Here is a 22,926-nt window from a genome sequence, read left to right on the forward strand (position 1 = left end):
CGTAACCCGCCGGTGCCGTCTAGGCGCCCAGCCACGGCAGCCCGGCCTTGCACCAGCCGCCTACCTGCTTGCGGTGGCCTTCCGCGTCCTTATCCCCTTCGAAGCCTTCCAGGATGTCGTAGCACTGGGTGTAGCCGTGCTCGGTCGCCAGCTTGGCGGCATGGCGCGAGCGCACGCCGGAGCGGCACAGGAACAGCAGCACGTCGTCTTTCTTCGCCACCGCCCCCAACTGTTCCAGGAAGTGCGGATTCGGCACGCCGCCCGGATAGGTGCTCCATTGGACTGCACCATGCTGGGACTCCGGGATGGCCACCCGGCCCACCCAGTCGCGCTCGGCATTGGTGCGCACATCGATCAGTTTCACTGCGCTGTCCGCGCCCAGCAGCGCGTGCGCTTCGGCGGGCGTGACGGCGCCCGCGTAGGGCAGGGCGGCGTCGCGGCTGCGCGCCCGGGCGAGGATATCGGCAATACTGTTCATGGCACATTTCCCACTTCTGCTGTCAATATTGCGTTTATTATAGTGCCCGATCGTCCATGGAAGTTTTTTTGCACCATGCCGATGCATTTTTCCAAAATGCCAAAATTTCGCACCGTTGAGGTGCATAATTTTGGATATGCACCAACATTGTGCACATAAGCTCATGCGCAAAAGTAGTGCAAGAGGGGAAATCTTCTGGCACGCTTCCTGCTTTAAGGATTGACGAGTTTCAAGCTGCACGCAACAGCGTGGGCTGCCCCACTTTTTCACTAGGAGAGACGCATGGCACTGACCGCCGCAGATGTATTGAAAATGGTACAAGATAACGAAGTGAAATTCGTTGATTTCCGCTTTGCTGACACCCGCGGCAAAGAACAGCACGTCACCGTGCCTGTATCGCACTTCGATATCGACAAATTCGAATCCGGTCACGCCTTCGATGGCTCCTCGATCGCCGGCTGGAAAGGCATCGAAGCATCCGACATGATCCTGCTGCCTGACCCGGCAACTGCGAACATTGACCCGTTCATGGAAGAGACCACCCTGTTCATGCAGTGCGACGTGATCGAACCGTCGGACGGCAAGGGCTACGACCGCGACCCGCGCTCCATCGCCAAGCGCGCTGAAGCCTACCTGAAATCGTCGGGCCTGGGCGACACCGCCTACTTCGGTCCTGAGCCAGAGTTCTTCATCTTCGATTCCGTCAAATGGAAAATCGACATGTCGGGCGCCAAGGTGCAGATCGACTCCGACGAAGCTTCCTGGTCGACCGACAAGGACATCGAAGGCGGCAACAGCGGCCACCGTCCTACCGTCAAGGGCGGCTACTTCCCGGTGCCGCCAGTGGACTCCTTCCAGGACATGCGTTCGGAAATGTGCCTGATCCTGGAATCGCTGGGCATCCCGGTTGAAGTGCACCACCACGAAGTGGCCGGCGCCGGCCAGAACGAAATCGGCACCAAGTTCTCGACCCTGGTTGAGCGCGCCGACTGGACCCAGAACCTGAAATATGTGGTCTGGAACGTGGCCCACAGCTACGGCAAAACCGCCACCTTCATGCCTAAGCCTATCGTTGGCGACAACGGTTCCGGCATGCACGTGCACCAGTCGATCTGGAAAGACGGCAAAAACCTGTTCGCCGGCGACGGCTATGCAGGCCTGTCCGACTTCGCGCTGTACTACATCGGCGGCATCATCAAGCACGCCAAGGCACTGAACGCGATCACCAACCCAGGCACCAACTCGTACAAGCGCCTGGTGCCAGGCTACGAGGCTCCAGTGAAACTGGCGTACTCGGCCCGCAACCGTTCGGCTTCGATCCGTATTCCACACGTGGCCAATCCTAAAGGCCGCCGTATCGAAACCCGCTTCCCAGACCCACTGGCAAACCCATACCTGTGCTTCGCGGCACTGATGATGGCCGGCCTGGACGGCGTGCAGAACAAGATCCATCCGGGCGAAGCCGCATCGAAAGATCTGTACCATCTGCCACCGGAAGAAGACGCGCTGATCCCAACCGTCTGCGCTTCGCTGGAAGAAGCCCTGGATCACCTGAACAAGGACCGCGAGTTCCTGACCCGCGGCGGCGTGTTCACCGATTCGATGATCGATGCCTACATCGAACTGAAGATGACCGAAGTGACCCGCATGCGCATGACCACGCACCCGGTCGAATTCGACATGTACTACTCGCTGTAATAGGCGACGCGGCGCCGGCTCCGGCCGGCCTGCAACCAGACGCGAGGACAGCAGCTGCTCTCCTCGCGTTTTTTTTACCGGATGTTGTATAGTCGGGGCATGACTACCTGGAATTTTGCACCTATCGCATTGTTGTTCGCTTCTGGTTTGGCCTCGGCCCAGGGACAGATTTTCCTGTGCGTGGACGCCAGCGGGCACAAGGAGCTGACCGACAGCCGCAAGCACGCCAACTGCAAGCCGCTGGATATCCCGGGCGCGATCCCGGCCCCCGCGCGCCGCGCCGAGAACGCCGCCAGGCCGCGCAGCGCGCCGCCTCCGGCCGCCACGCCGGGCGACTTCCCGCGCGTGGACAGCAGCGAGCAGAAGGCGCGCGACGCCGACCGCCGCCAGATCCTGCAGGAGGAGCTGAACGGCGAGCTGGCCAAGCTGAGCGAGCTGCGCAAGGAGTTCAACGGCGGCGAGCCTGAGCGGCGCGGCGACGAGCGCAATTATGCGAAATACCAGGAACGGGTAGCCAGCCTGAAGGACAGCATCAGCCGGTCCGAGAAGAACGTGGAAGCGCTGAAGCGCGAGATCCAGAATATCCGCTGATATTCTGTTCGGATTCTCCGCCGGCCTTTTCCGCACCACCCCCAAGGGGAGGCACATGAGCATCGTCACCAATATCGCCCGCGCGGCGGCCGCGCTGGCGCGCCCGCAATCGCTGGCCGGGCTGGAGCTGCTGGCTTCGGCCGTGATCCTGCTGGACGCCGAGGGCATGATCAGCTACGTCAACGCCGCCGCCGAGAACCTGCTGGAAAGCTCGGTCAAGGCGCTGTCGGGCCAGAAGTTCGCCGCGCTGTTTTCCAATCCCGACGAGCTGGTCAATATCATCGCGCAGGCGCGCGCGCACAAGTTTTCCGACCTGCGCCAGGACCTGGCGCTGGAGCGTGCCGGCAAGGAGCCGCTGCAGGTGCACAGCATCGTGTCGGCGCTGGACGAGCCGCCGGGCGCCATCCTGATCGAGCTGCGCGAGAACGTGCAGCAGCTCAAGCTGGACCGCGAGGAGCGCATCCTGGACCAGAGCCAGGTCAACAAGGAGCTGATCCGCAACCTGGCGCACGAGATCAAGAATCCGCTGGGCGGCATACGCGGCGCGGCGCAGCTGCTGGAGATGGAGCTGCCGCCGCTGCACCTGGCCGAGCTGCGCGAGTACACCCAGGTCATCATCAAGGAGGCCGACCGCCTGCAGACGCTGGTGGACCGCCTGCTGGCGCCGCACCGCCGCCCGCACATCGTGGGCGACGTCAACATCCATGAAGTATGCGAGCGCGTGCGCAGCCTGATCCTGGCCGAGTTCCCCTCCGGCCTGGCGATACGGCGCGACTACGACGCCTCCATCCCCGAGTTCCGTGGCGACAAGGAGCAGCTGATCCAGACCGTACTTAACATCGCGCACAACGCCGCCCAGGCGCTGTCGCAGCGCATTGAGCAGGGCGACGCCGAGCTGGTTTTGAAGACGCGGGTGGCGCGCCAGGTGACCCTGGCCAAGGTGCGCTACAACCTGGCATTAGATTTGCATATCATCGACAATGGACCGGGTATCGCACCCCAGATCCGCGACCGCATTTTCTACCCGCTGGTGTCGGGCCGGGAGGGCGGCAGCGGTTTGGGACTGACCTTGGCGCAGACCTTTGTGCAGCAGCACATGGGCGTGATCGAGTGCGAGAGCCGGCCTGGATATACGGACTTCAGGATCTTGCTGCCCCTGCCATAAGCGGGCGCGGCGCGATATTGGGGCCGGGTCCCTTGATTGTTGATCCATCCGCGGGATACTGAGAACACATGAAGCCAATCTGGATAGTTGACGACGACGAATCGATCCGCTGGGTACTGGAAAAAGCCTTGGCCAGGGAAAGCCTGGCCACCAAGAGTTTTGCCAACGCGCGCGACGCCATCGCCGCGCTGGAGCATGAGACGCCGCAGGTGCTGGTGTCCGACATCCGCATGCCGGGCGACTCCGGCCTGGACCTGCTGCAGCTGGTCAAGTCGCGCCATCCCGGCCTGCCGGTCATTATCATCACCGCCTTCTCCGACCTGGACTCGGCGGTGGCGGCCTTTCAGGGCGGCGCCTTCGAATACCTGGCCAAGCCCTTCGACATCGACAAGGCCGTCGAGCTGATCCGCCGCGCGCTGGACGAGAGCCTGCGTGAGACCAGCGTGGAGTCCGGCCCGGCCGAGACGCCCGAGATCCTCGGCCAGGCCCCGGCCATGCAGGAAGTGTTCCGCGCCATCGGCCGCCTGTCGCAGTCGAATGTGACGGTGCTCATCACCGGCGAGTCCGGCACCGGCAAGGAGCTGGTGGCGCGCGCGCTGCACAAGCACAGCCCGCGCGCGGCCCAGCCCTTTATTGCCCTCAACACCGCCGCCATTCCGAAAGACCTGCTCGAGTCCGAGCTGTTCGGCCATGAGCGCGGCGCCTTCACCGGCGCCCAGACCACGCGGCGCGGCCGCTTCGAACAGGCCGAGAACGGCACGCTGTTCCTGGACGAGATCGGCGACATGCCCTTCGATTTGCAGACCCGCTTGCTGCGCGTGCTGTCGGACGGCCATTTCTACCGCGTGGGCGGGCACCAGCCGCTGAAGGCCAATGTGCGCGTGATTACCGCGACGCACCAGAACCTGGAGCAGCGCGTGCGCGACGGCCTGTTCCGCGAGGACTTGTACCACCGCCTGAACGTGATACGCCTGCGCCTGCCCAGTTTGAGGGAGCGCCGCGAGGACATCCCCATTTTGGTGCGGCACTTCCTGGTGCAGAGCGCCAAGCAGCTGGGCGTGGAAGCCAAGCGCATGAGCGACAGCGCGCTGGCCTTCCTGTGCAGCCTGGACCTGCCGGGCAATGTGCGCCAGCTGGAAAACCTGTGCAACTGGATCACCGTGATGGCGCCGGGGCAGACCGTGGAGGTGAAGGACCTGCCGCTGGAGCTGACCCAGGAACAGGCAGGCGGCAGCGCAGCGATGCCTGTCAGCCTGGCCGCGCCGGCCGGCGCGGCGCACGAGCACGGCGCCATGCAGCACCACGGCACGGTGCTGGCGCTGCCGGCCGAGCAGGCGGGCGGGGCGGCGGGTGGGGCGGCAGGTGGTGCGGCATCATCCGGCGCGGGCCATGGCGGGCTGGCCGCGGCCGGCGCCGACAGCTGGCTGGGCCTGCTGGAGCTGCAGGCGGCCGGCATGCTGGCCAGCGGCCAGCAGGAGGTGATGGACGTGCTGGGACGGCAGTTCGAGTCGGCCCTGATACGCACGGCGCTGAAGTACACGCATGGCCGCAAGAACGACGCGGCGGTGCGCCTGGGCATAGGCCGCAACACCATCACGCGCAAGATCGCCGAACTGGGCATCGACGGCGCCAAGGACGATTAGCAGGGCCGCTGTGGCCGTGCTAAGCTTCCGGCTTTGCCGCCGGAGCCGCCCCCTATGCTGATCAATTGTGTTGCCTACCAGGATGGACGTAAGCTGGCCGACGTGCCCGTTGCCGCGATCAGCGACTACGTGGCGCGCGGCGACTGCTTTGTCTGGGTGGCGCTGCGCGACGGCGACGCGGGCGAGCTGGCCGTCATGCAGGAGGAGTTCGGCCTGCATGAACTGGCCGTGGAGGACGCCAGCCGGGGCCACCAGCGCCCCAAGATCGAGGAATACGGCGATTCGCTGTTCGTGGTGGTCAAGACGGTGGAGTCGAGCGCGGACGATCCGGACGAGCTTGTAGTGGGCGAGGTCGACGTCTTCGTTGGCCCCAACTATGTGCTGTCGAACCGGCAGAACAGCAGCAAGGACCTGCTGGGCGTGCGGGCGCGCGCCGAGCGCGAGCCGCATTTGCTCAAGCAAGGCCCGGCCTTCGTGCTGTATGCCATTATGGACGCCGTGGTGGACCGCTATTTCCCCATCGCCGACGCCATGGAGACCGAGCTGGAGCAGATCGAGGAGCGCATCTTCGTGCAAAGCGCGCAGCGCGCCAATATCGTGCGGCTGTACGCGCTCAAGCGCAAGGCGCTGGCGCTGCGCCACGCCGTGGCGCCATTGCTGGACGCGGTGGGCAAGCTGCACGGCGGCCGCGTGCCGGCCGTCTGCGCCGACTCCCAGGAATACTTCCGCGACGTGCACGACCACTTGCTGCGCATTAGCGCCACCCTCGATTCCATCCGCGACACCATCAGCACCGCGATCCAGGTGCACCTGTCCATGGTGGCCATCGACGACGGCGAGGTGAACAAAAAGCTGGCCGCCTACGCCGCCATTTTCGCCGTAATGACGGCATTCGCCGGCATCTGGGGCATGAACTTCAAGCACATGCCGGAGCTGGACTCCCCCTACGGCTACCCGGCCGCCCTGGCCGTGATGGCGGCCACTTGCGTGTATTTGTACCGGCGCTTCCGCAAAGCCGGATGGCTATAGCCGCCAAAACGCGCTTTTCAAATCAATACTGAGGTTTGCGCCGCAGCGCAATATTCTGCCCCTTTAACCGCCATAGTAATCCGGCAGACGCGCTTACGGCTTTTTTCATCGTGTTTTTGAATAATTTTTTAATATCAATTTCCCTTCTTTTAGGGCGGTTTTTGTGAGTTTTAGCTACAAGATGACCGTCTCTTTCCATCACGAAATTCCACTTTCCCGGCACCGTCTGCATCAACCAAAAGTTACCTTGGTTACAAGTGCTGCCTATTTTTCATGCAGCAAAGCGGCCCGATGATATGCATTTTTCACCTGTCTTTCCTCATAAAATGGCACTTTAATGGGGATTTGGCGCACTAAAAACGTGCCGCGCTGCACCATATGGTTACACAACGTTGAGCAAAATGTAACTTGTGTTGTTTTTTGGAGTAACTGAAAGATTGCATGTTTGACAGTCTAGTTTTACATATGGTCGAATCTGTATCTAATCGCAGCGGAAGTTGGTCTAAATAAGGCCAATTGCGCTGCGATTGGAAGCGTCTCTTTTGCAAATAGTCGGGAACATATAAATAACAAAGCAACCAATGGCGCCTTAGCAAGGCACTACGTTAGCTTTTACCACTTAGGAAAAATATGCTGAAGAAAACAGTTTTGGTCCGTGCGCTGCAGCTGGCCTTCGCGGCCTCTGCAATGTCGGCTATCGTTACGCCGGCGGCCATGGCGCAGTCGAACGCGTCCGGTAACATCTACGGCAAGGTTGCCCCAGGCGCGGCGAGTACCGTCGTGTTCAAAAACCTGGACACCAATCAAACCCGAACCACCGCAGTCGATGGCAGCGGCACGTTCTCCATCTCGGCCCTGCCTATCGGCCGCTACAGCGTCACCCTGATGAAGGGGACCACTGCCGGCGCGTCCGCCACCGTCGAGGTGCTGGCCGGCCAGGGTGCGGAAGCCGTGTTCGGCGCGGAAGCGCTGCAGGCCGTGCAAGTGACGGGCCGCCGCAACCGCATCGACATTTCCAGCGCCAACAACGGCGCCACGTTCACTTCGCGTGAACTGGCCAAACTGCCTATCGCGCAGAACGTGGACGCGATTATTCAGCTGGCGCCGAACACCACGCGCGCCGACCCCCGTTACGCAGGCGGCGCCAGCTTCGCAGGCGGCGGCGCATCTGAGAATGCGTACTACATCAACGGTTTCCCTGTCACCAACCCGCTGACCCAGCTGGGCGCCTCGGAACTGCCATTCGGCGCTATCGCCCAGGCGCAGATTCTGACCGGCGGCTTCGGCGCTGAATTCGGCCGTTCGGTCGGCGGCGTGGTCAACGTCACCACCAAGAGCGGTACCAACAACTGGGAATTCGGCGCGATGGCCAGCATTGAGCCAAACCGTCTGCGTTCCGAGCAGAGCGATCTGAAGTTCGCCAATACCGGCCATTTTGGCGGCCCCACCGGCACTGATGGCAGCGTCTACCGCTTCCGCCATGACAACAGCCGCACGCAAACCCGTTACGGCACCTACGTAGGCGGTCCGCTGATCCAGGATAAACTGTTCATGTTCCTGTCGGCCGAGACCACCCGCACCAATACCGACGGCACGGACGCCATCAACGGCATCCGCGTGAACGGCGCCCCGGCTGGCGGCTGGAACAACACCAAGCGCACGGTTGACCGTTATTTCGGCAAGTTCGACTGGAACATTACCGACAACCATCGCCTGGAACTGTCGCTGATCGGCGATACGCCGACCAACAAGACCACCAATACCGGCTACGACCCTAAAAAGAATACGCATGACAATGTGGTCGCGTCCAAGAAGGTCGAGAAGAATATCGCCGACAACGGCGCCGACGTCCAGATCCTGAAGTACACCGGCAATCTGACCGACGACTTCACCGTCCAGGCCCTGTACGGCCGCTCGAAGTCCAAGCACATCAACGAGTTCGAAGGCTACGATCCTAACCTGTTCGTCGCCTCGTTCGCGCCGGACGCAATGGCGCCTGGCATCAACTACGTCAACAAGCAGACCATCACCAGCACCACCGGCAACATTCTGCCTACCGGCGCAAAGGATAAGATCGAGTCGCTGCGCCTGGACCTGGAATACCGCCTGGGCACGCACAAGATTCGCTTTGGTCTGGACAAGAACAAGCTGAGCTCGAACAACGCCGGTGAATCGGCGATTGGCGGCGGCACCTGGACCTACCTGCGCAATGCAGCCGATCCGATGGCTTCGTTCGACTTGGGCGGCGGCATCTCCAAAGGCCCGGGCACCAGCACCAGCCCGCTGGGCAAGCAGGGTTACTACGTGACCAAGAACCTGTTCACCGACGTGACCGATGCGTATTCGAATCAGACCGCGCAGTACATCGAAGACGGCTGGCAGGTCACCAAAAACCTGCTGGTCACCGCAGGTGTGCGCCGCGAAGGCTTCGACAACCAGAACGGCGACCACGTCAAGTACATCGAGCAGAAGAACCAGATCGCACCGCGCCTGAGCGCAGTGTGGGACATGAACGGCGATGCTTCGACCAAGGTGTTCGGTAGCGCAGGCCGTTACCACCTGCAAATCCCGACCCACCTGGCAGTGCGTGGCGCCGGCCGTTCCACCTTCACCGCGCAGGCGTTCGCCTACACCGGTGTGGATGCCAACGGTGCGCCTACCGGCCTGACCCAGCTGTCCGCCCCGGCTTCGAGCAACAACGAATACGGCCAGGCCAAGGAGCCGAAGACCCTGTCCGCAGTGGATCTGAAGCCAACCTACCAGGACGAAATCACCCTGGGCTTCGAGCGCGCGTTCTCGCCTGACCTGAACTTCGGCGTGAAAGGCACCTTCCGCAAACTGGGTTCGACCATCGACGACTTCTGCGATGGCCGTCCATTCGAGAAATATGCTGCCGCGAACAAGATCGATACCTCGAACTGGTCCGGTTTCGGTTGCGCCAACTTCAATCCGGGCGAAGCCAATTCCTTCTACGTCGATTACAGCGGTTCGACCAACAACGGCGGCACCGCGAAGAACCTGACGCTGGTCAACCTGTCCGCAGCCGACCTGGGCTTCCCGAAAGCCGAACGCAAATACCGCGCCCTGGACTTCTTCCTGGAGCACCCACTGCGTGGCGGCTGGTACGGCAAGGTGAACTACACCTGGTCGAAGAGCTCGGGTAACACCGAAGGCCAGACCCTGTCCGACGTGGGCCAGACCGACGTGGCTGCAACCCAGACCTGGGACTACAAGGAGCTGATGATCGGCGCCAATGGTCCGTTGGCCAATGACCGTCGTCACCAAGTGAAGGCATACGGCTTCTACGAAGTCGCGCAAGAGTGGACCGTGGGCGGCAATCTGCTGCTGGCTGCCGGCCGTCCACACAGCTGCGTTGGCCGCTTCCTGTTCGACGGCACCACGCCTAACTACAGCAACGGTCCGCACTACTGCGGCGGTCTGACCGTGGCGACCAATGTGCTGACCCCGCGCGGCGCCCTGGGCAATCTGCCATGGGACAAGCGTCTGGACCTGAACCTGGTCTACCGTCCTAACATCGTCAAGGGCCTGTCGCTGAAGATGGACATCTTCAACGTCTTCAACGAGCAGACCACCCAGGCTGTGGAAGAGCGCTGGAACAACGGCAACAACCTGCGCAACACCTTCGAACGCGTGATCAGCACCACCGATCCGCGCAGCGTGAAACTGACTGCCGAGTACAACCACAAGTTCTGATAGAGCTCGTGCTTACTGCAAGCATGTCATGAATGAGCCCGCATCGTTTCTAGCGATGCGGGCTTTTTACTTTACTTGGGATAGGGAGCGTGATGAAAAAACAGCTAGCGCTATTGATGTTGGTACTGATGTCGGCAGCGGTCCGTGCCGATGAGTTGGCGGATGGCGTGGCCGCATGGGACCGGCAGGACTATGCCAGCGCATTCCGCATCTTCAGCAAGCTGGCGCCGGCCGGCCAGCCGGACGCGCAGCTGATGCTGGGTGAAATGTATGGCTTTGGCGAGGGCGTGCCCGAGAATATGGAACGGGCCGAGCACTGGCTCCGGCAGGCCCAGGCGCGCGGCAACGCGGACGCCGCCGCATCGCTGGCGACCATGCAGCTGCGCAGCAAGCGCAAGACGGAAATTGCCTACTATGTCAGCGCGTATGACGGCGCCGACGTGAAATATGAGAAGTTCGGCTGTGTCGAGCCGGTGTTCCCTGAGAAATCGGTGCTGCAGCCCGACATCAAGGCGCTCAGCGCCACGATGAAGACCTGGCGCGCGTGCTATGACCGCTTTGTGGCGAATCTGGACGCATCGCTACCACCCGGCAAGGCGATTCCGCCCGACCTGGCCAAGCTGATGAGCGTAACCGAGCTGCAGCAGGCGCGTTCGGGCATGAGCAAGGCGTATGAGGCCGTGGCGGCCGATGCGGGTGCGCGCGCCAAGCGCCTGATTGCCGCCAACGACGCCTGGGCCGAGGCGACCCGGGTCTACACGGTGGGCATGGCGCGTAAAACCGAGGACGATGCCCGCCAGCGCCAGCGCGAGATCGACGACACCACGCAACGCGCGCGCGCGGCGCTGGACGCCCAGAAGGCCGGCCGCTAGCCGGGGGCCGGCCGCCAGACGCCGTCCTGCCCGGAATTAGTCCTTGGCCGCCATCGACAGCGCCACCGCCTCGGCCACCTTGATGCCGTCCACGCCGGCCGACAGGATGCCGCCAGCGTAGCCCGCGCCTTCGCCGGCCGGGAACAGGCCGCGCGTGTTCAAGCTTTGCAGGTCGTCGTCGCGGCGCTTGATGCGGATCGGCGAGGAGGTGCGGGTTTCCAGGCCGGTCAGCACCGCGTCGTGCTTGAAGTAGCCCTTGACCTGCTTGTCGAAGGCCGGGAAGGCTTCGCGCAGCGCGGTCACCGCGAACTCCGGCAGGATGGTGGCCAGGTCGGTCAGCTGCACCTGCGGCTTGTACGAAGGCACCACGGCGCCGAACTCGGTGGACGGACGGCCCGCCACGAAGTCGCCCATCAGCTGGCCCGGCGCGCTGTAGTTGGAGCCGCCCAGCTCGAAAGCTTTTTCCTCCAGCCTGCGCTGGAACTCGATGCCGGCCAGCGGGTGGCCAGGATAGTCTTCCGGCGAAATACTGACCACGATGGCGCTGTTGGCGTTGCGCTCGGCGCGCGAGTACTGGCTCATGCCGTTGGTCACCACGCGGCCCGGCTCGGACGCGGCCGCCACCACGGTGCCGCCCGGGCACATGCAGAAGCTGTACACCGCGCGGCCGTTGGAGGCGTGGTGCACCAGCTTGTAGTCGGCCGCGCCCAGGATGGGGTGGCCGGCGTTGGGGCCGAAGCGGCAGGCGTCTATCATGGACTGCGGGTGCTCGACCCGGAAGCCGATAGAAAACGGCTTGGCCTCGATGAATACGCCGCGCTCGTACAGCATCTCGAAAGTGTCGCGCGCGCTGTGGCCGATGGCCAGCACCACGTGCTCGGTGGCGATGCGTTCGCCGTCGGCCAGGGTCAGGCTGCGCACCTGGCGTTCGCCGTTGGCCTCGTCGATCTCGATGTCGGCCACCTTGGCCGAGAAGCGGATCTCGCCGCCCAGTGACACGATTTCCTCGCGCATCGCTTCCACCATTTTCACTAGTCGGAAAGTGCCGATGTGCGGCTTGCTGACGTAGATGATTTCCTCCGGCGCGCCGGCCTTGACGAACTCGGTCAGCACCTTGCGGCCGTAGTGCTTGGGATCCTTGATCTGGCTGTACAGCTTGCCGTCCGAGAAGGTGCCGGCGCCGCCTTCGCCGAACTGCACGTTCGATTCCGGGTTCAGTTCGCGCTTGCGCCAGAAGCCGAAGGTGTCCTTGGTGCGCTCGCGCACGGTCTTGCCGCGTTCCAGGATGATGGGCTTGAGGCCCATCTGCGCCAGGATCAGCGCGGCGAACAGGCCGCACGGCCCCATGCCGATGACCACCGGGCGCGGCTGCGCGCCGTTCGCGTTGACGTTCTGCGCCACATATTTATAGCTGGTGTCCGGCGAAGGCATCAAATGGCTGTCGCGCGCATTGGCCTTGAGGATGGCGGCGTCGGCGGTGGTTTCCACGTCTAGCGAGTAGATCAGCACGATGGCGGACTTCTTGCGCGCGTCGTAGCTGCGCTTGTAGACCGTGTAGCCGGACAGCTGGGCCGGCTCGATGTGCAGGCGGGCCAGGATGGCGGCGGTCAGTTGTTCTTCGGTATGGTCGAGCGGGAGCTTTACTTCGTTCAGTCTGAGCATGGCGGTTCCTGTGCTTGTAGTTATCAAGCAGGTTGATAGGGAGTGATAGTGCGCGCGCACGGCGCGTAACCGGCAATCGTAGCACGGGGCAGGGTGCCCGTCCAGCGTGGCGGCTTGCACCACTTTGGTGCTGTTGTAAATTGACAATATTATCCGGTTAACATCGGAAAGTAACAATCTTTACGAATTGCTATGTCTATACTCGGCGACGGACCCTGCTGTCGGAGCGCAGCCGGGCCGATTAATGGCTGGCAATGCGCCTCACGAGGGCGCCGCCGGTCTTTCCTCGACTGGAGAAAAAGTGAAGAAAAAATTGATAGTGCAGGCCATTGCACTGCTGGGTACCGCGGGCTGGAGCGAGTTCGCGGCGGCGCAAATTCAAGCGGCCCCGGCGGCTGATGCGCCGATCGAGCGCGTGATCGTCACCGGTTCCAACCTGAAGCGCACTTCGACGGAGAATCCGTCGGTGGTGCAAGTGATTTCCAAGAAAGAGATCGAGCAGTCCGGCGCCGTCAGCGTCGCCGACCTGATGGCCAAAGTGCCCGCGCTCGGTTCGTCCAACCAGGTCGACTCGCGCGACGGCGGCTTCTCCAAGGGCCTGGCCACCGCCTCGCTGCGCAACCTGGGTTCGGCTTCCACGCTGGTGCTGATCAACGGCCGCCGCATGTCGCCGGCCGCTTACGCCGACCCGAACGCCGGCCAGTCCACCCAGTACGACCTGAATTCCATCCCGCTGTCGGCGCTGGAACGCGTCGAGATCCTGAAGGACGGCGGTTCGGCCGTGTACGGTTCGGACGCGATTGCCGGCGTAATTAACTTCATCACCAAGAGCAATTTCAAGGGCGGCGACATCACCGCCCAGCGCAGCCAGGACGGCTACGGCAACTTCGGCCGCAGCGGCATCAGCGGCGCCTACGGTTTCGGCGACCTGGAAGAGGACCGCTTCAACGCCTTCGTCGCCTTCGACTTCTCCCGGCGCGACCGCACCCCGATCGCCGAAGCGCGCGCCGTGCACGCCGACCAGTCGCGCGCCATGGACGGGCGCCTGAGCAACTACTACAGCAGCGTGAGCCAGTATCCGGTGTTCTTCAAGGAATCGCGCCTGGGCAGCGGCTCCTTCAACCGCTATGTGTCGGCCGACCTGAGCTGCAACCCGGCCGACATCCGCACCGGTTCCACCGCGCTGGTGCCGATGCTGGCCTCGGACGTCATGATCGGCAACAAGTTCTGCAACTACGACGGCTGGCAGTATGAGGACGCGCAGGGCAAGGCGGAGAGCTCGAACGTGCTGGCGCGCGCCGAATTCAAGGTGGACGCCAATATCCGCGCCTTCGCCGAAGCGTCTTACAGCAAATCGGAGCTGGAATACGCAGGCGTGTCGCGCACCCTGTCGCGCAACAAGACCACGGTGTTCCCGAAAGACGGACCCGGCATCAGCTTCCAGCCCATCCTGGGCGTGAACCATCCGGACAACCCGACCCGCGGCACGGCCGGCGCGGTGCCGGTGGCGGTCAACTACCGCTTCACCGACGCCAAGGGCGGCAGCTCGAACGAAAACACCTCGACCCGTCTGCTGGCCGGCCTGAAGGGCAGCCACTTCAACTGGGACTGGGATACCGGCCTGCTGTACAACGAGTCCAAGCGCCACCAGGTGTCGAACGGCTTCCTGTACCTGCCTATCGTGCAGCGCCTGGTGACCGAGAACGTGCCCCTGAAAACCATTGCCGGCACGCCGGGCGTGACGGTGGACTCGCCGCTGGACGGCAAGGCCAGCATCACCCAGTGGGACATCAAGGGCAGCACCGAGCTGGGCCAGCTGGCCGGCGGCGCCATCGGCCTGGCCGTGGGCGCCGAGCTGAAGCAGGAGAAAATGAGCATCGTGCCGGACGCGCGCACCGTCAAGGGCGAGATCATCGGCCTGGCCAACCAGTATTCGCAAGCCAAGCGCGACGTGCGTTCGGTGTTCTCCGAGGTGCGCCTGCCGGTGCTCAAGTCGGTGGACGTGGAACTGGCCGGCCGCTACGACAAATATGACGGCTTCTCAGGCAGCTTCACGCCCAAGGCGGGCGTGAAGTGGACCGTGAGCCCGACCCTGGCCGTGCGCGGCACCTACTCGGAAGGCTTCCGCGCGCCGTCGCTGACGCAGATGGTGGACGGCGGCACGCAGTACTTCCTGAACAGCTTCGAGGACAAGCTGCGCTGCGGCAAGCCGGGCGCCGACGCGACCGACTGCCTGAAGAGCCTGTCGGGCGTGGCCGCATCGAACAAGGACCTGGTGCCGGAAACCTCGAAGAGCTTCACGGCCGGCCTGATCTTCTCGCCGGCGAACAATTTCGACATCCTGTTCGACTACTACAACATCCGCAAGGACAAGGAAACCGACCTGATGTCGCCGGTGGCGGTGATCAACGATCCCAAGCTGGCCAGCCGCGTCAAGCGTGACCAGAACCAGGGCACCTGGCTGCGCGACGCCAGCAACAACCTGATCCCGAACTCGGGCCCGCTGATCAGCATTGAAACGCCCTACATCAATGCCGGCGGCACCCGCACCAGCGGCATCGACCTGGAGCTGGCGCTGCGCAACAACCTGGGCGCCTACGGCAAGCTGGCCAGCCGCCTGAACGCCAGCTACACGCTGAGCTACAAGAAGGCCCAGTCCGAAGGCGACCCGATGATAGACCTGGTCGGCACCAACGGCGCGGTCTACAACGACACCACCAGCGTGGGCGAAATCCCGCGCCTGCGCGCGTCGCTGTCGTCCACCTGGAGCATCCAGCAGCACAGCCTGACGGCCACCGCCAACTACATCTCGTCGATTTCGATGATGGCGGCCTACAGCGTGCAGGAGGACGGCAAGGTTGGCCCGTACGAGGAGCCGTACTGCGAATACGGCCGCGCCAACCGCAACGAGAACTACACCAAGTTCTATCCCGAGTGCAAAGTGAAGTCCATGGCCACGCTGGACCTGGCCTATGCCTACACCGGCTTCCGCAACACCGTGCTGACGTTTAACGTGGCCAACGCGTTCAATACCAAGGCGCCGTACGATCCGTCGTACTCGGTGGCGGGCTACAACTCGGCGCTGCACAGCGCGCGCGGCCGCTTCTTCACCGTCAAGGCCAACTACAAGTTCTGATGTAGCGCCTTACATGCCGCCCCAGCTGGCATTCAATGCGGCCAGGGCGGCCAGCGCGGCCGTCTCGGTGCGCAGGATGCGCGGCCCCATGGACAGGGGCAGCGCGCCCTGGGCGACGGCCAGGTTTTCCTCGTCGTCCGAGAAGCCGCCTTCGGGACCGACCATGATGGTCAGCGCCTGCGGCGGCTGGTGGCGCGCCCAGTCGGCCAGCGACTGGGTGGCGCGCGGGGTCAGGATCACGCGGCGGTGCAGGTCTTGCTGCGCGATCCAGTCCTTGAACTCGTCCACCGGTGCCAGTTGCGGCACCCGGTTGCGGCCGGCTTGCTCGCAGGCCGAGATAATCACGCCTTGCCAATGTGCTAATTTCTTTTCAGCGCGATCGCCCGACAGCCTGACCACGCAGCGGCGCGCGGCCAGCGGCTGGAAGGCGGCCGCGCCCAGTTCCACGGCTTTTTCGATAATCCAGTCCATCTTGGACGCTTCCGGCAGCGCCTGCGCCACCGTCACCGCGTAGGGCAGTTCGGCCTCGCGCGCCGTATGGGCTTTGATTTCGGCGCTGGCGCGGCGTTTTTCCACCGTCTGCAGCACCGCCGTGTACTCGCCGCCGTCGCCGTTGAACAGCGTGACGGCCTCGCCCGGGGCCAGGCGCACCACGTGCACATGGTGGGCGACCGCTTCCGGCAGGTCGATGGTGAGGCCGATGGCGAGCGGCTGCGGGCAGTAGAAACGGGGCATGCGGAGGCCTTGGTGAGTGCGATTGGATGCGTAATTTTAATGGGCAGCCCCCCGGTCTGGTAAAATACTTGGTTCAAGCAAGCAGGCTTTACCCTATTTCAAACCTTCCGCAATCACCACGATGACTACTACGCTCCCAACCACTCAAATGGCCAACGCGATCCGCGCGCTGGCAATGGACGCTGTACAGAAGGCCAATTCCGGCCACCCAGGCATGCCCATGGGCATGGCTGAAATCGCTGTCGCGCTGTGGAGCGGTCATCACCGCCACAATCCCGCCAACCCGAAATGGCTGAACCGCGACCGCTTCCTGCTGTCGAACGGCCACGGCTCCATGCTGCACTACGCGCTGCTGCACCTGGCCGGCTACGCCGTGACCATGGACGACATCCGCGCCTTCCGCCAGATGCACTCGAAAACCCCGGGCCACCCGGAAGTGGACATCACCCCGGGCGTGGAAACCACCACCGGCCCGCTGGGCCAGGGCATCGCCAACGCGGTCGGCATGGCGCTGGCCGAGTACCTGCTGGCGGCCGAGTTCAACAAGCCTGGCCTGGACGTGGTGGACCACTATACCTACGCCTTCGTGGGCGATGGCTGCCTGATGGAAGGCATTTCGCATGAAGTGTGCTCGCTGGCCGGCACCCTGGGCCTGAAAAAACTGATCGCCCTGTACGACGACAACGGCATCTCCATCGACGGCAAGGTCGAAGGCTGGTTCACCGACGACACCCCGAAACGCTTCGAAGCCTACGGCTGGAACGTGATCCGCGCCGTCGACGGCCACGACGTTGCCGCGGTCGACGCCGCCATCGCCGCCGCGAAGCAATCCGACAAGCCTACGCTGATCTGCTGCAAGACCATTATCGGCAAGGGCTCGCCCAACCTGCAGGGCGGCGACAAGGTGCACGGCGCCGCGCTGGGCGACAAGGAAATCGCCGCCGTGCGCGAGTACATCGGCTGGACCCCGGCCCCGTTCGAAATCCCTGCCGACGTGTACGCCGCGTGGGACGCGAAAGCCGCCGGCGCGCAGCACGAAGCCGACTGGAACGCGAAATTCGCCGAATATAGCGCCAAGTTCCCTGCGGAAGCCGCCGAACTGGCGCGCCGCATGGCAGGCGAGCTGCCGGCCAATTTCGACGCCACCCTGGCCGCCGCCGTGGCCGCCTGCGTGGACAAGAAAGAAACCATCGCCACCCGCAAGGCCAGCCAGAACGCCATCCAGGCCCTGGCCCCCGTGCTGCCTGAGTTCCTGGGCGGCTCGGCCGACCTGACCGGCTCCAACCTGACCAACTGGAAAGAGTCCGTCAACCTGCGTTCCGGCAAGACCGGCAACCACATCAACTACGGCGTGCGCGAGTTCGGCATGAGCGCCATCATGAACGGCGTCGCCCTGCACGGCGGCTACATCCCGTTCGGCGCCACCTTCCTGACCTTCTCGGACTACAGCCGCAACGCCCTGCGCATGGCCGCCCTGATGAAGCAGCGCTCGCTGTTCGTGTTCACCCACGACTCCATCGGCCTGGGCGAAGACGGCCCGACCCACCAGTCCGTCGAGCACGTCTCGTCGCTGCGCCTGATTCCGGGCCTGGACAACTGGCGTCCTGCCGACACCGTCGAATCGATGGTGGCATGGGGCGAAGCGGTCAAGCGCAAGAACGGCCCGTCGACCCTGATCTTCTCGCGCCAGAACCTGCCGTACATGGAGCGCAGCGCCGCCGTGGTGGCCAATATCGCCAAGGGCGGCTACGTGCTGAACGACGTGGCCGACGCCAAGGTCATCCTGATCGCCACCGGTTCCGAGGTGGAACTGGCCGTCAACGCCGCCAGCGCGCTGGCCGCCGAAGGCATCGCCGCGCGCGTGGTGTCCATGCCGTCGACCGACGTGTTCGACCGCCAGGACGCCGCCTACAAGGCCAGCGTATTGACCAAAGGCACGCCGCGCGTCGCCATCGAAGCCGGCGTGACCGATTTCTGGTACAAATACGTGGGCCTGGAAGGCGCCGTGGTCGGCATCGACACCTTCGGCGAGTCCGCTCCCGCGCCTGTGCTGTTCAAGCATTTCGGCTTCACGGTGGAAAACGTCGTGGCCAAAGTTAAATCCGTTCTGGTTGCCTAATACTGCTTAACCCTTTTTATTTCATCAGGAGCTTAGTATGACGATCAAAGTAGCAATCAATGGCTATGGCCGCATCGGCCGTAATGTACTGCGTGCTTTCTACGAAGGCGGCAAAAAGCAAGACATCCAGATCGTTGCCATTAACGACCTGGGCGACGCCAAGTCGAACGCGCACCTGACCCGCTACGACACCGCGCACGGCAAGTTCCCCGGCACCGTGACGGTGGACGGCGACAATATGATCGTCAACGGCGACGTGATCCGCGTCTTCGCGCAGCGCAATCCGGCTGAAATCCCATGGGGCGACCTGGGCGTGGACGTGGTGCTGGAGTGCACCGGCTTCTTCACCACCAAGGAAAAGGCTTCGGCCCACCTGAAGGGCGGCGCCAAGAAAGTCATCATCTCCGCACCGGGCGGCAAGGACGTGGACGCGACCATCGTGTACGGCGTGAACCAGCACGTGCTGAAGTCCACCGACACCGTGATCTCGAACGCTTCCTGCACCACCAACTGCCTGGCCCCGCTGGTCAAGCCCCTGCACGACGCCATCGGCCTCGAAACCGGCCTGATGACCACCGTGCACGCCTACACCAACGACCAGGTGCTGTCCGACGTGATGCATGAAGACCTGCGCCGCGCCCGTTCGGCCACCATGTCCATGATCCCGACCAAGACCGGCGCCGCCGCCGCGGTCGGCCTGGTGTTGCCTGAGCTGAACGGCAAGCTGGACGGTTTCGCGATCCGCGTGCCGACCATCAACGTGTCGCTGGTCGACCTGTCCTTCATCGCCTCGCGCGACACCACCGTGGACGAAGTCAACGCGCTGATGAAAGCCGCTTCCGAAGGCGCGCTGAAAGAAGTGCTGACCTACCAGACCGAACCGCTGGTATCGATCGACTTCAACCACAATCCTGCTTCGTCGAACTTCGACTCGACCCTGACCAAAGTGTCGGGCCGCCTGGTCAAGGTTTCGTCGTGGTACGACAATGAGTGGGGCTTCAGCAACCGCATGCTGGACACCACCGTGGCGCTGATGACTGCCAAGTAATTTGCTTCAGACGTAAAAAAACCTCCCGGACTCGCGTCCGGGAGGTTTTTTTTCGCCCGTCTACATCAGAAGTTGTAGGTGGCGCGGGCGTAGAAGGTGCGGCCCTTAGGATCGGTGAAGCGCGGATCGTAGCCAGCCTGGAAGGTCTCGGTCTGGTAGGACAGCGGCGGGGTGCGGTCGAACAGATTGCGCACGCCCAGCGTCAGCGACAGGTTTTTCATGAAGTTCGCGGTCGCATAGCCGTCCCAGGTGGTGTAGGAAGCGACGCGGAATTCAGGATCCTGGTCGATATAGCCGGTCTTCGAGTGCGCGGACAGGCCGGCGCCCCAGATGCCCTTGGTCCAGTTCACACTGGCGTTGTTCTGCCAGCGGAAGATCGGGCCGGTGCCGGAGAACACGCCCACGTTCTGGTGCCATTCGCCGCCGTCGTTGTTCTGGTACTCATACTTGTGCACATAGGTGCTGTTCAGAGCCAGGGTGGTGTTGCCGTAGTCGGCGCTGCGCCACTTGTAGTTCACGCTGATGTCCAGGCCGTCGGTGTTCACGCCGCCCAGGTTCTGGGTGCGCAGGTCGACATAGCCGCAGGTCAGCGGGTTGGGGCACTGCGAACCGTCGGTCGCCAGGTTGCCGGAGGCGGTGCGGTGGAACAGCGCGGCGTACTTGACCGGGTCGCCGAACACGTCGTCCTGGTTCAGCTGGCCGATCTGGTGTTCCAGTTTCAGCTTCCACAGGTCCAGGCTCATCGACAGGTTGTTGACCGGCTCGATGACGATGCCCAGCGCGTAGTTGGTCGACTCTTCAGGCGCCAGCGCCTTGTTGCCGCCCGTCAGGGACTGGAACTGCTGCTGGCAGTTGGCCGCCGCCGGCTTGCCCGGAATCGGGTTGCCGCCCGGGCAGTTGACCGGATCGTCGTACTGGTTGGTGTTGGTGTAGGTCTGGGCCGAGTTGATCTCGTACAGCGACGGGGCGCGGAAGCCGGTCGAGTAGGAGCCGCGCAGCAGCACGGTCTTGTTCGGCTGGTAGCGGAAGCCGAACTTCGGATTGGTGGTGTTGCCGAAGTCGTTGTATTTGTCGTAACGCACGGCGGCGGTCACGTCCAGGTCCTTCAGCAGGGCCATGTTCAGCTCGGCGTACACGGCGCTGACCTTGCGCGAACCTTCGTTCAGCGTGTTCGGGTCGATACCGGTGGAGGCCACCACTTTTTCAGCGTACTCGGTGTTGGCCGCGCTGTGGAAGTCCTGCTTGTCGAACTGGCCGCCGATGGCCAGGGCGGCTGGACGGCCGGCGCTGAACCAGTCGCCCAGTTCGCGGCTGGCGTGGGCGTCGATGCCCTTCATCGTGCCTTTGGCGTTCTGGATATTGCCGTTCAGCGCGGCGCTTTCGATCAGCGCCATGCCGGCGGCGCTTTGCTCGCCGTAAGGGTTGATCACGCCGTCGCGCACGCCCTTGGTGATGATGCCGCCGTCGCTGTAGCCGAGCAGATTGCTTTTCACCTTGTTTTCATTGTAGGTGAAGGCTGCCTCGTAGTCCCAGCCTGCCACGGTGCCCTTCAGCGACGCGATGAAGCGCTGCTGGGTGTTCACGTCGTCGCCTGCGCGCGAGCCGTTCGGCAGGTCGCGCCATTTCACGTGCACGAAGCCCGGCAGCACGCCGGCAGGGGTGTTTTCTTCGGTGTAGGTCGGGCTCAGCGGCACGTTCGGGGTGATCGCGCCAGGGTTGCCAGGGTAGTAAGGATTCAGCGAGCCGTCCGGACGCACGCGGTTCTGGTACAGGCCGCCGTATGGCACGGGAGCGATCTGGCTACCGACGGTGTTCTTGGAGATCAGGTATTCCAGGCCCAGTTCGTGGTCGGCGTTCAGTTTCATCGTGCCTTTGATCAGGCCGGTGTTGCGCTCGCTCTTGGGAATGTAGTCCACGAAGGAGGAGGTGGTCATCTGGCAGCCGCTGCCGGTGGCGTCCGGGATCAGGTTGGGCGAGCTGGTGCAGTTGGGCGCGGCAGGGTTGCCGCTGTTGCCGTCCTGGTAATAGTTGGCCGGGCTGGTGGTTGGCGACAGGCCGCCTGGATAGCGCTTGTTGAAATCGCGCTGCAGGCCGTTGATGCGGCGCTGCACCTGGTGGTCGCCCATGGCGAAGATATTAAAGCCGTCGGTGTCCAGATTGCCGTAGCCTACGCCGATATTGGCGCTGTTGGAACCGCCGCCTTTTTTATTCGGGGAATCGATGCCGCCGGTAACGGTGACGCCGGTGTAGTCCTTACGGGTGATAAAGTTAATCACGCCGCCCACCGCGTCGGAACCGTACAGCGAGGATGCGCCATCGCGCAATACTTCGACGCGCTCCAGCGCGGCGAATGGAATCATATTCAGGTCGGGGGCCGAGCTGTCGAAGGCGTTATTCGCCAGGCGGCGGCCATTCAGCAGGACCAGGGTTTTATTTGCGCCTATGCCGCGCAGGTCGGCGAACGATGCGCCGCCGGTGCTCAGGCCCACAACCTGGCTGGTGCCCTGGTTGGTTTGAACCGAGCTCAGGTTGGACATAACCTGTTCAATCGTGGTGATACCCTGTTTTTTCAGGTCGTCCATTTTAACCACGGTGACCGGCACTGCGGTTTCCGCGTCGATGCGTTTAATGGCCGAGCCGGTGATTTCAACGCGCTGGATAGGCGCATTTTGCGCGATGGCCGGTTGGGCCAGCATGCCGAGGCCCACAATCGCTGCGCCTCCGGAAAATACGACGCGCAGCGAGCGCGCCAAAGATTTCTCGATCAACATAGTTTTTTTCCTTAAGAGTGTCTGATGCATTAGCAGCCCTTCTGGGATTGCCAATCGGTCTATCAGACACCGCGTGGAATAGGGTGTCAAATGTACTTATGTAACGCAATTGAAACAAAGCGGCCCTTGACAGCGCTGTTTGTGCTTGCGCGATGTGCGTAAGTGTTTCACTTAGCTAGGCGGATGGCGGATTACACAGGTATTACAATTTGTATCGAGCGCCGTAGGCCGGATGGCAATGTTGTGGGCTTGCCACAGTATGCAG

The 22,926-nt window shown here is 63.1% G+C and carries 15 protein-coding genes; 10 read left to right on the forward strand and 5 right to left on the reverse strand.

The window, feature by feature from the left end:
* Nucleotides 1–19 precede the first annotated feature (19 nt).
* Nucleotides 20–478 carry a rhodanese-like domain-containing protein gene (locus KT882_RS07985; RefSeq protein WP_228895213.1) on the reverse strand — a complete coding sequence of 153 codons (459 nt, stop codon included), beginning with the start codon at nucleotides 476–478 and terminating at the stop codon, nucleotides 20–22.
* 282 nt (nucleotides 479–760) lie between these two features.
* On the opposite strand from KT882_RS07985, the gene glnA reads away from it, so the two are divergent.
* The 5 genes from glnA to KT882_RS08010 all read left to right on the forward strand — a co-directional run bounded on the left by glnA (nucleotide 761) and on the right by KT882_RS08010 (nucleotide 6,604).
* Entirely contained in the window at nucleotides 761–2,176 is a 1,416-nt protein-coding gene (glnA, locus tag KT882_RS07990; protein ID WP_161075543.1) for a type I glutamate--ammonia ligase, read from the forward strand.
* A 99-nt stretch (nucleotides 2,177–2,275) separates the two neighbouring features.
* Entirely contained in the window at nucleotides 2,276–2,767 is a 492-nt protein-coding gene (locus tag KT882_RS07995; protein WP_161075544.1) for a DUF4124 domain-containing protein, read from the forward strand.
* A gap of 55 nt (nucleotides 2,768–2,822) precedes the next feature.
* Complete coding sequence (gene glnL, locus KT882_RS08000; RefSeq protein WP_161075545.1) at nucleotides 2,823–3,932, forward strand: nitrogen regulation protein NR(II); 1,110 nt, start codon at nucleotides 2,823–2,825, stop codon at nucleotides 3,930–3,932.
* Between the two features lie 68 nt (nucleotides 3,933–4,000).
* Nucleotides 4,001–5,575 (forward strand): nitrogen regulation protein NR(I), encoded by a 1,575-nt coding sequence (gene ntrC / locus KT882_RS08005; RefSeq protein ID WP_228895214.1) that lies wholly within the window; start codon nucleotides 4,001–4,003, stop codon nucleotides 5,573–5,575.
* A gap of 54 nt (nucleotides 5,576–5,629) precedes the next feature.
* On the forward strand, nucleotides 5,630–6,604 hold the full coding sequence (locus KT882_RS08010; protein WP_228895216.1) for a magnesium and cobalt transport protein CorA: 975 nt from the start codon (nucleotides 5,630–5,632) through the stop codon (nucleotides 6,602–6,604).
* A 22-nt stretch (nucleotides 6,605–6,626) separates the two neighbouring features.
* On the opposite strand, the gene KT882_RS08015 is transcribed toward KT882_RS08010, so the two are convergent.
* Nucleotides 6,627–6,803, reverse strand: a complete 177-nt coding sequence (locus tag KT882_RS08015; protein ID WP_228895218.1) for a hypothetical protein — start codon at nucleotides 6,801–6,803, stop codon at nucleotides 6,627–6,629.
* A 431-nt stretch (nucleotides 6,804–7,234) separates the two neighbouring features.
* Here KT882_RS08015 and KT882_RS08020 point away from each other — a divergent pair, with 431 nt between their 5' ends.
* Both KT882_RS08020 and KT882_RS08025 read left to right on the forward strand, forming a co-directional pair.
* On the forward strand, nucleotides 7,235–10,318 hold the full coding sequence (locus KT882_RS08020; protein WP_228895219.1) for a TonB-dependent receptor: 3,084 nt from the start codon (nucleotides 7,235–7,237) through the stop codon (nucleotides 10,316–10,318).
* Nucleotides 10,319–10,410: 92 nt separating this feature from the next.
* Nucleotides 10,411–11,190 carry a tetratricopeptide repeat protein gene (locus KT882_RS08025; protein WP_228895221.1) on the forward strand — a complete coding sequence of 260 codons (780 nt, stop codon included), beginning with the start codon at nucleotides 10,411–10,413 and terminating at the stop codon, nucleotides 11,188–11,190.
* Between the two features lie 36 nt (nucleotides 11,191–11,226).
* On the opposite strand, the gene KT882_RS08030 is transcribed toward KT882_RS08025, so the two are convergent.
* Nucleotides 11,227–12,852, reverse strand: a complete 1,626-nt coding sequence (locus KT882_RS08030) for an NAD(P)/FAD-dependent oxidoreductase (protein ID WP_228895223.1) — start codon at nucleotides 12,850–12,852, stop codon at nucleotides 11,227–11,229.
* A 301-nt stretch (nucleotides 12,853–13,153) separates the two neighbouring features.
* Between KT882_RS08030 and KT882_RS08035 the strand changes: the two genes are divergently transcribed.
* Nucleotides 13,154–15,988 carry a TonB-dependent receptor gene (locus tag KT882_RS08035; protein ID WP_228895225.1) on the forward strand — a complete coding sequence of 945 codons (2,835 nt, stop codon included), beginning with the start codon at nucleotides 13,154–13,156 and terminating at the stop codon, nucleotides 15,986–15,988.
* A gap of 9 nt (nucleotides 15,989–15,997) precedes the next feature.
* Here the strand turns inward: KT882_RS08035 and KT882_RS08040 are convergent, their stop codons facing one another.
* On the reverse strand, nucleotides 15,998–16,723 hold the full coding sequence (locus tag KT882_RS08040) for a 16S rRNA (uracil(1498)-N(3))-methyltransferase (RefSeq protein WP_228895227.1): 726 nt from the start codon (nucleotides 16,721–16,723) through the stop codon (nucleotides 15,998–16,000).
* A 148-nt stretch (nucleotides 16,724–16,871) separates the two neighbouring features.
* On the opposite strand from KT882_RS08040, the gene tkt reads away from it, so the two are divergent.
* Together tkt and gap are read left to right on the forward strand one after the other, a co-directional pair.
* Nucleotides 16,872–18,842, forward strand: a complete 1,971-nt coding sequence (gene tkt, locus KT882_RS08045; RefSeq protein WP_228895229.1) for a transketolase — start codon at nucleotides 16,872–16,874, stop codon at nucleotides 18,840–18,842.
* 37 nt (nucleotides 18,843–18,879) lie between these two features.
* Complete coding sequence (gene gap / locus KT882_RS08050) at nucleotides 18,880–19,890, forward strand: type I glyceraldehyde-3-phosphate dehydrogenase (protein ID WP_161073307.1); 1,011 nt, start codon at nucleotides 18,880–18,882, stop codon at nucleotides 19,888–19,890.
* A 65-nt stretch (nucleotides 19,891–19,955) separates the two neighbouring features.
* On the opposite strand, the gene KT882_RS08055 is transcribed toward gap, so the two are convergent.
* Nucleotides 19,956–22,661 carry a TonB-dependent receptor gene (locus KT882_RS08055; protein ID WP_161073306.1) on the reverse strand — a complete coding sequence of 902 codons (2,706 nt, stop codon included), beginning with the start codon at nucleotides 22,659–22,661 and terminating at the stop codon, nucleotides 19,956–19,958.
* Nucleotides 22,662–22,926: the final 265 nt, after the last annotated feature.

Origin of the sequence: Pseudoduganella aquatica (genome assembly GCF_020865585.1) — a bacterium.
Taxonomy (GTDB): Bacteria; Pseudomonadota; Gammaproteobacteria; order Burkholderiales; family Burkholderiaceae_D; genus Rugamonas; species Rugamonas aquatica_A.

Excerpts from the sequence above, each read along its gene's own strand:
- tkt (WP_228895229.1), top strand. The coding sequence starts at position 16,872 with ATGGCCAACGCGATCCGCGCGCTGGCAATGGACGCTGTACAGAAGGCC.
- gap (WP_161073307.1), top strand. The coding sequence starts at position 18,880 with ATGACGATCAAAGTAGCAATCAATGGCTATGGCCGCATCGGCCGTAAT.
- KT882_RS08025 (WP_228895221.1), top strand. The coding sequence starts at position 10,411 with ATGAAAAAACAGCTAGCGCTATTGATGTTGGTACTGATGTCGGCAGCG.
- KT882_RS07985 (WP_228895213.1), bottom strand. The coding sequence starts at position 478 with ATGAACAGTATTGCCGATATCCTCGCCCGGGCGCGCAGCCGCGACGCC.
- KT882_RS08055 (WP_161073306.1), bottom strand. The coding sequence starts at position 22,661 with ATGTTGATCGAGAAATCTTTGGCGCGCTCGCTGCGCGTCGTATTTTCC.
- KT882_RS07995 (WP_161075544.1), top strand. The coding sequence starts at position 2,276 with ATGACTACCTGGAATTTTGCACCTATCGCATTGTTGTTCGCTTCTGGT.
- KT882_RS08015 (WP_228895218.1), bottom strand. The coding sequence starts at position 6,803 with ATGGAAAGAGACGGTCATCTTGTAGCTAAAACTCACAAAAACCGCCCT.
- ntrC (WP_228895214.1), top strand. The coding sequence starts at position 4,001 with ATGAAGCCAATCTGGATAGTTGACGACGACGAATCGATCCGCTGGGTA.
- KT882_RS08020 (WP_228895219.1), top strand. The coding sequence starts at position 7,235 with ATGCTGAAGAAAACAGTTTTGGTCCGTGCGCTGCAGCTGGCCTTCGCG.
- glnA (WP_161075543.1), top strand. The coding sequence starts at position 761 with ATGGCACTGACCGCCGCAGATGTATTGAAAATGGTACAAGATAACGAA.
- KT882_RS08030 (WP_228895223.1), bottom strand. The coding sequence starts at position 12,852 with ATGCTCAGACTGAACGAAGTAAAGCTCCCGCTCGACCATACCGAAGAA.
- KT882_RS08040 (WP_228895227.1), bottom strand. The coding sequence starts at position 16,723 with ATGCCCCGTTTCTACTGCCCGCAGCCGCTCGCCATCGGCCTCACCATC.
- KT882_RS08010 (WP_228895216.1), top strand. The coding sequence starts at position 5,630 with ATGCTGATCAATTGTGTTGCCTACCAGGATGGACGTAAGCTGGCCGAC.
- glnL (WP_161075545.1), top strand. The coding sequence starts at position 2,823 with ATGAGCATCGTCACCAATATCGCCCGCGCGGCGGCCGCGCTGGCGCGC.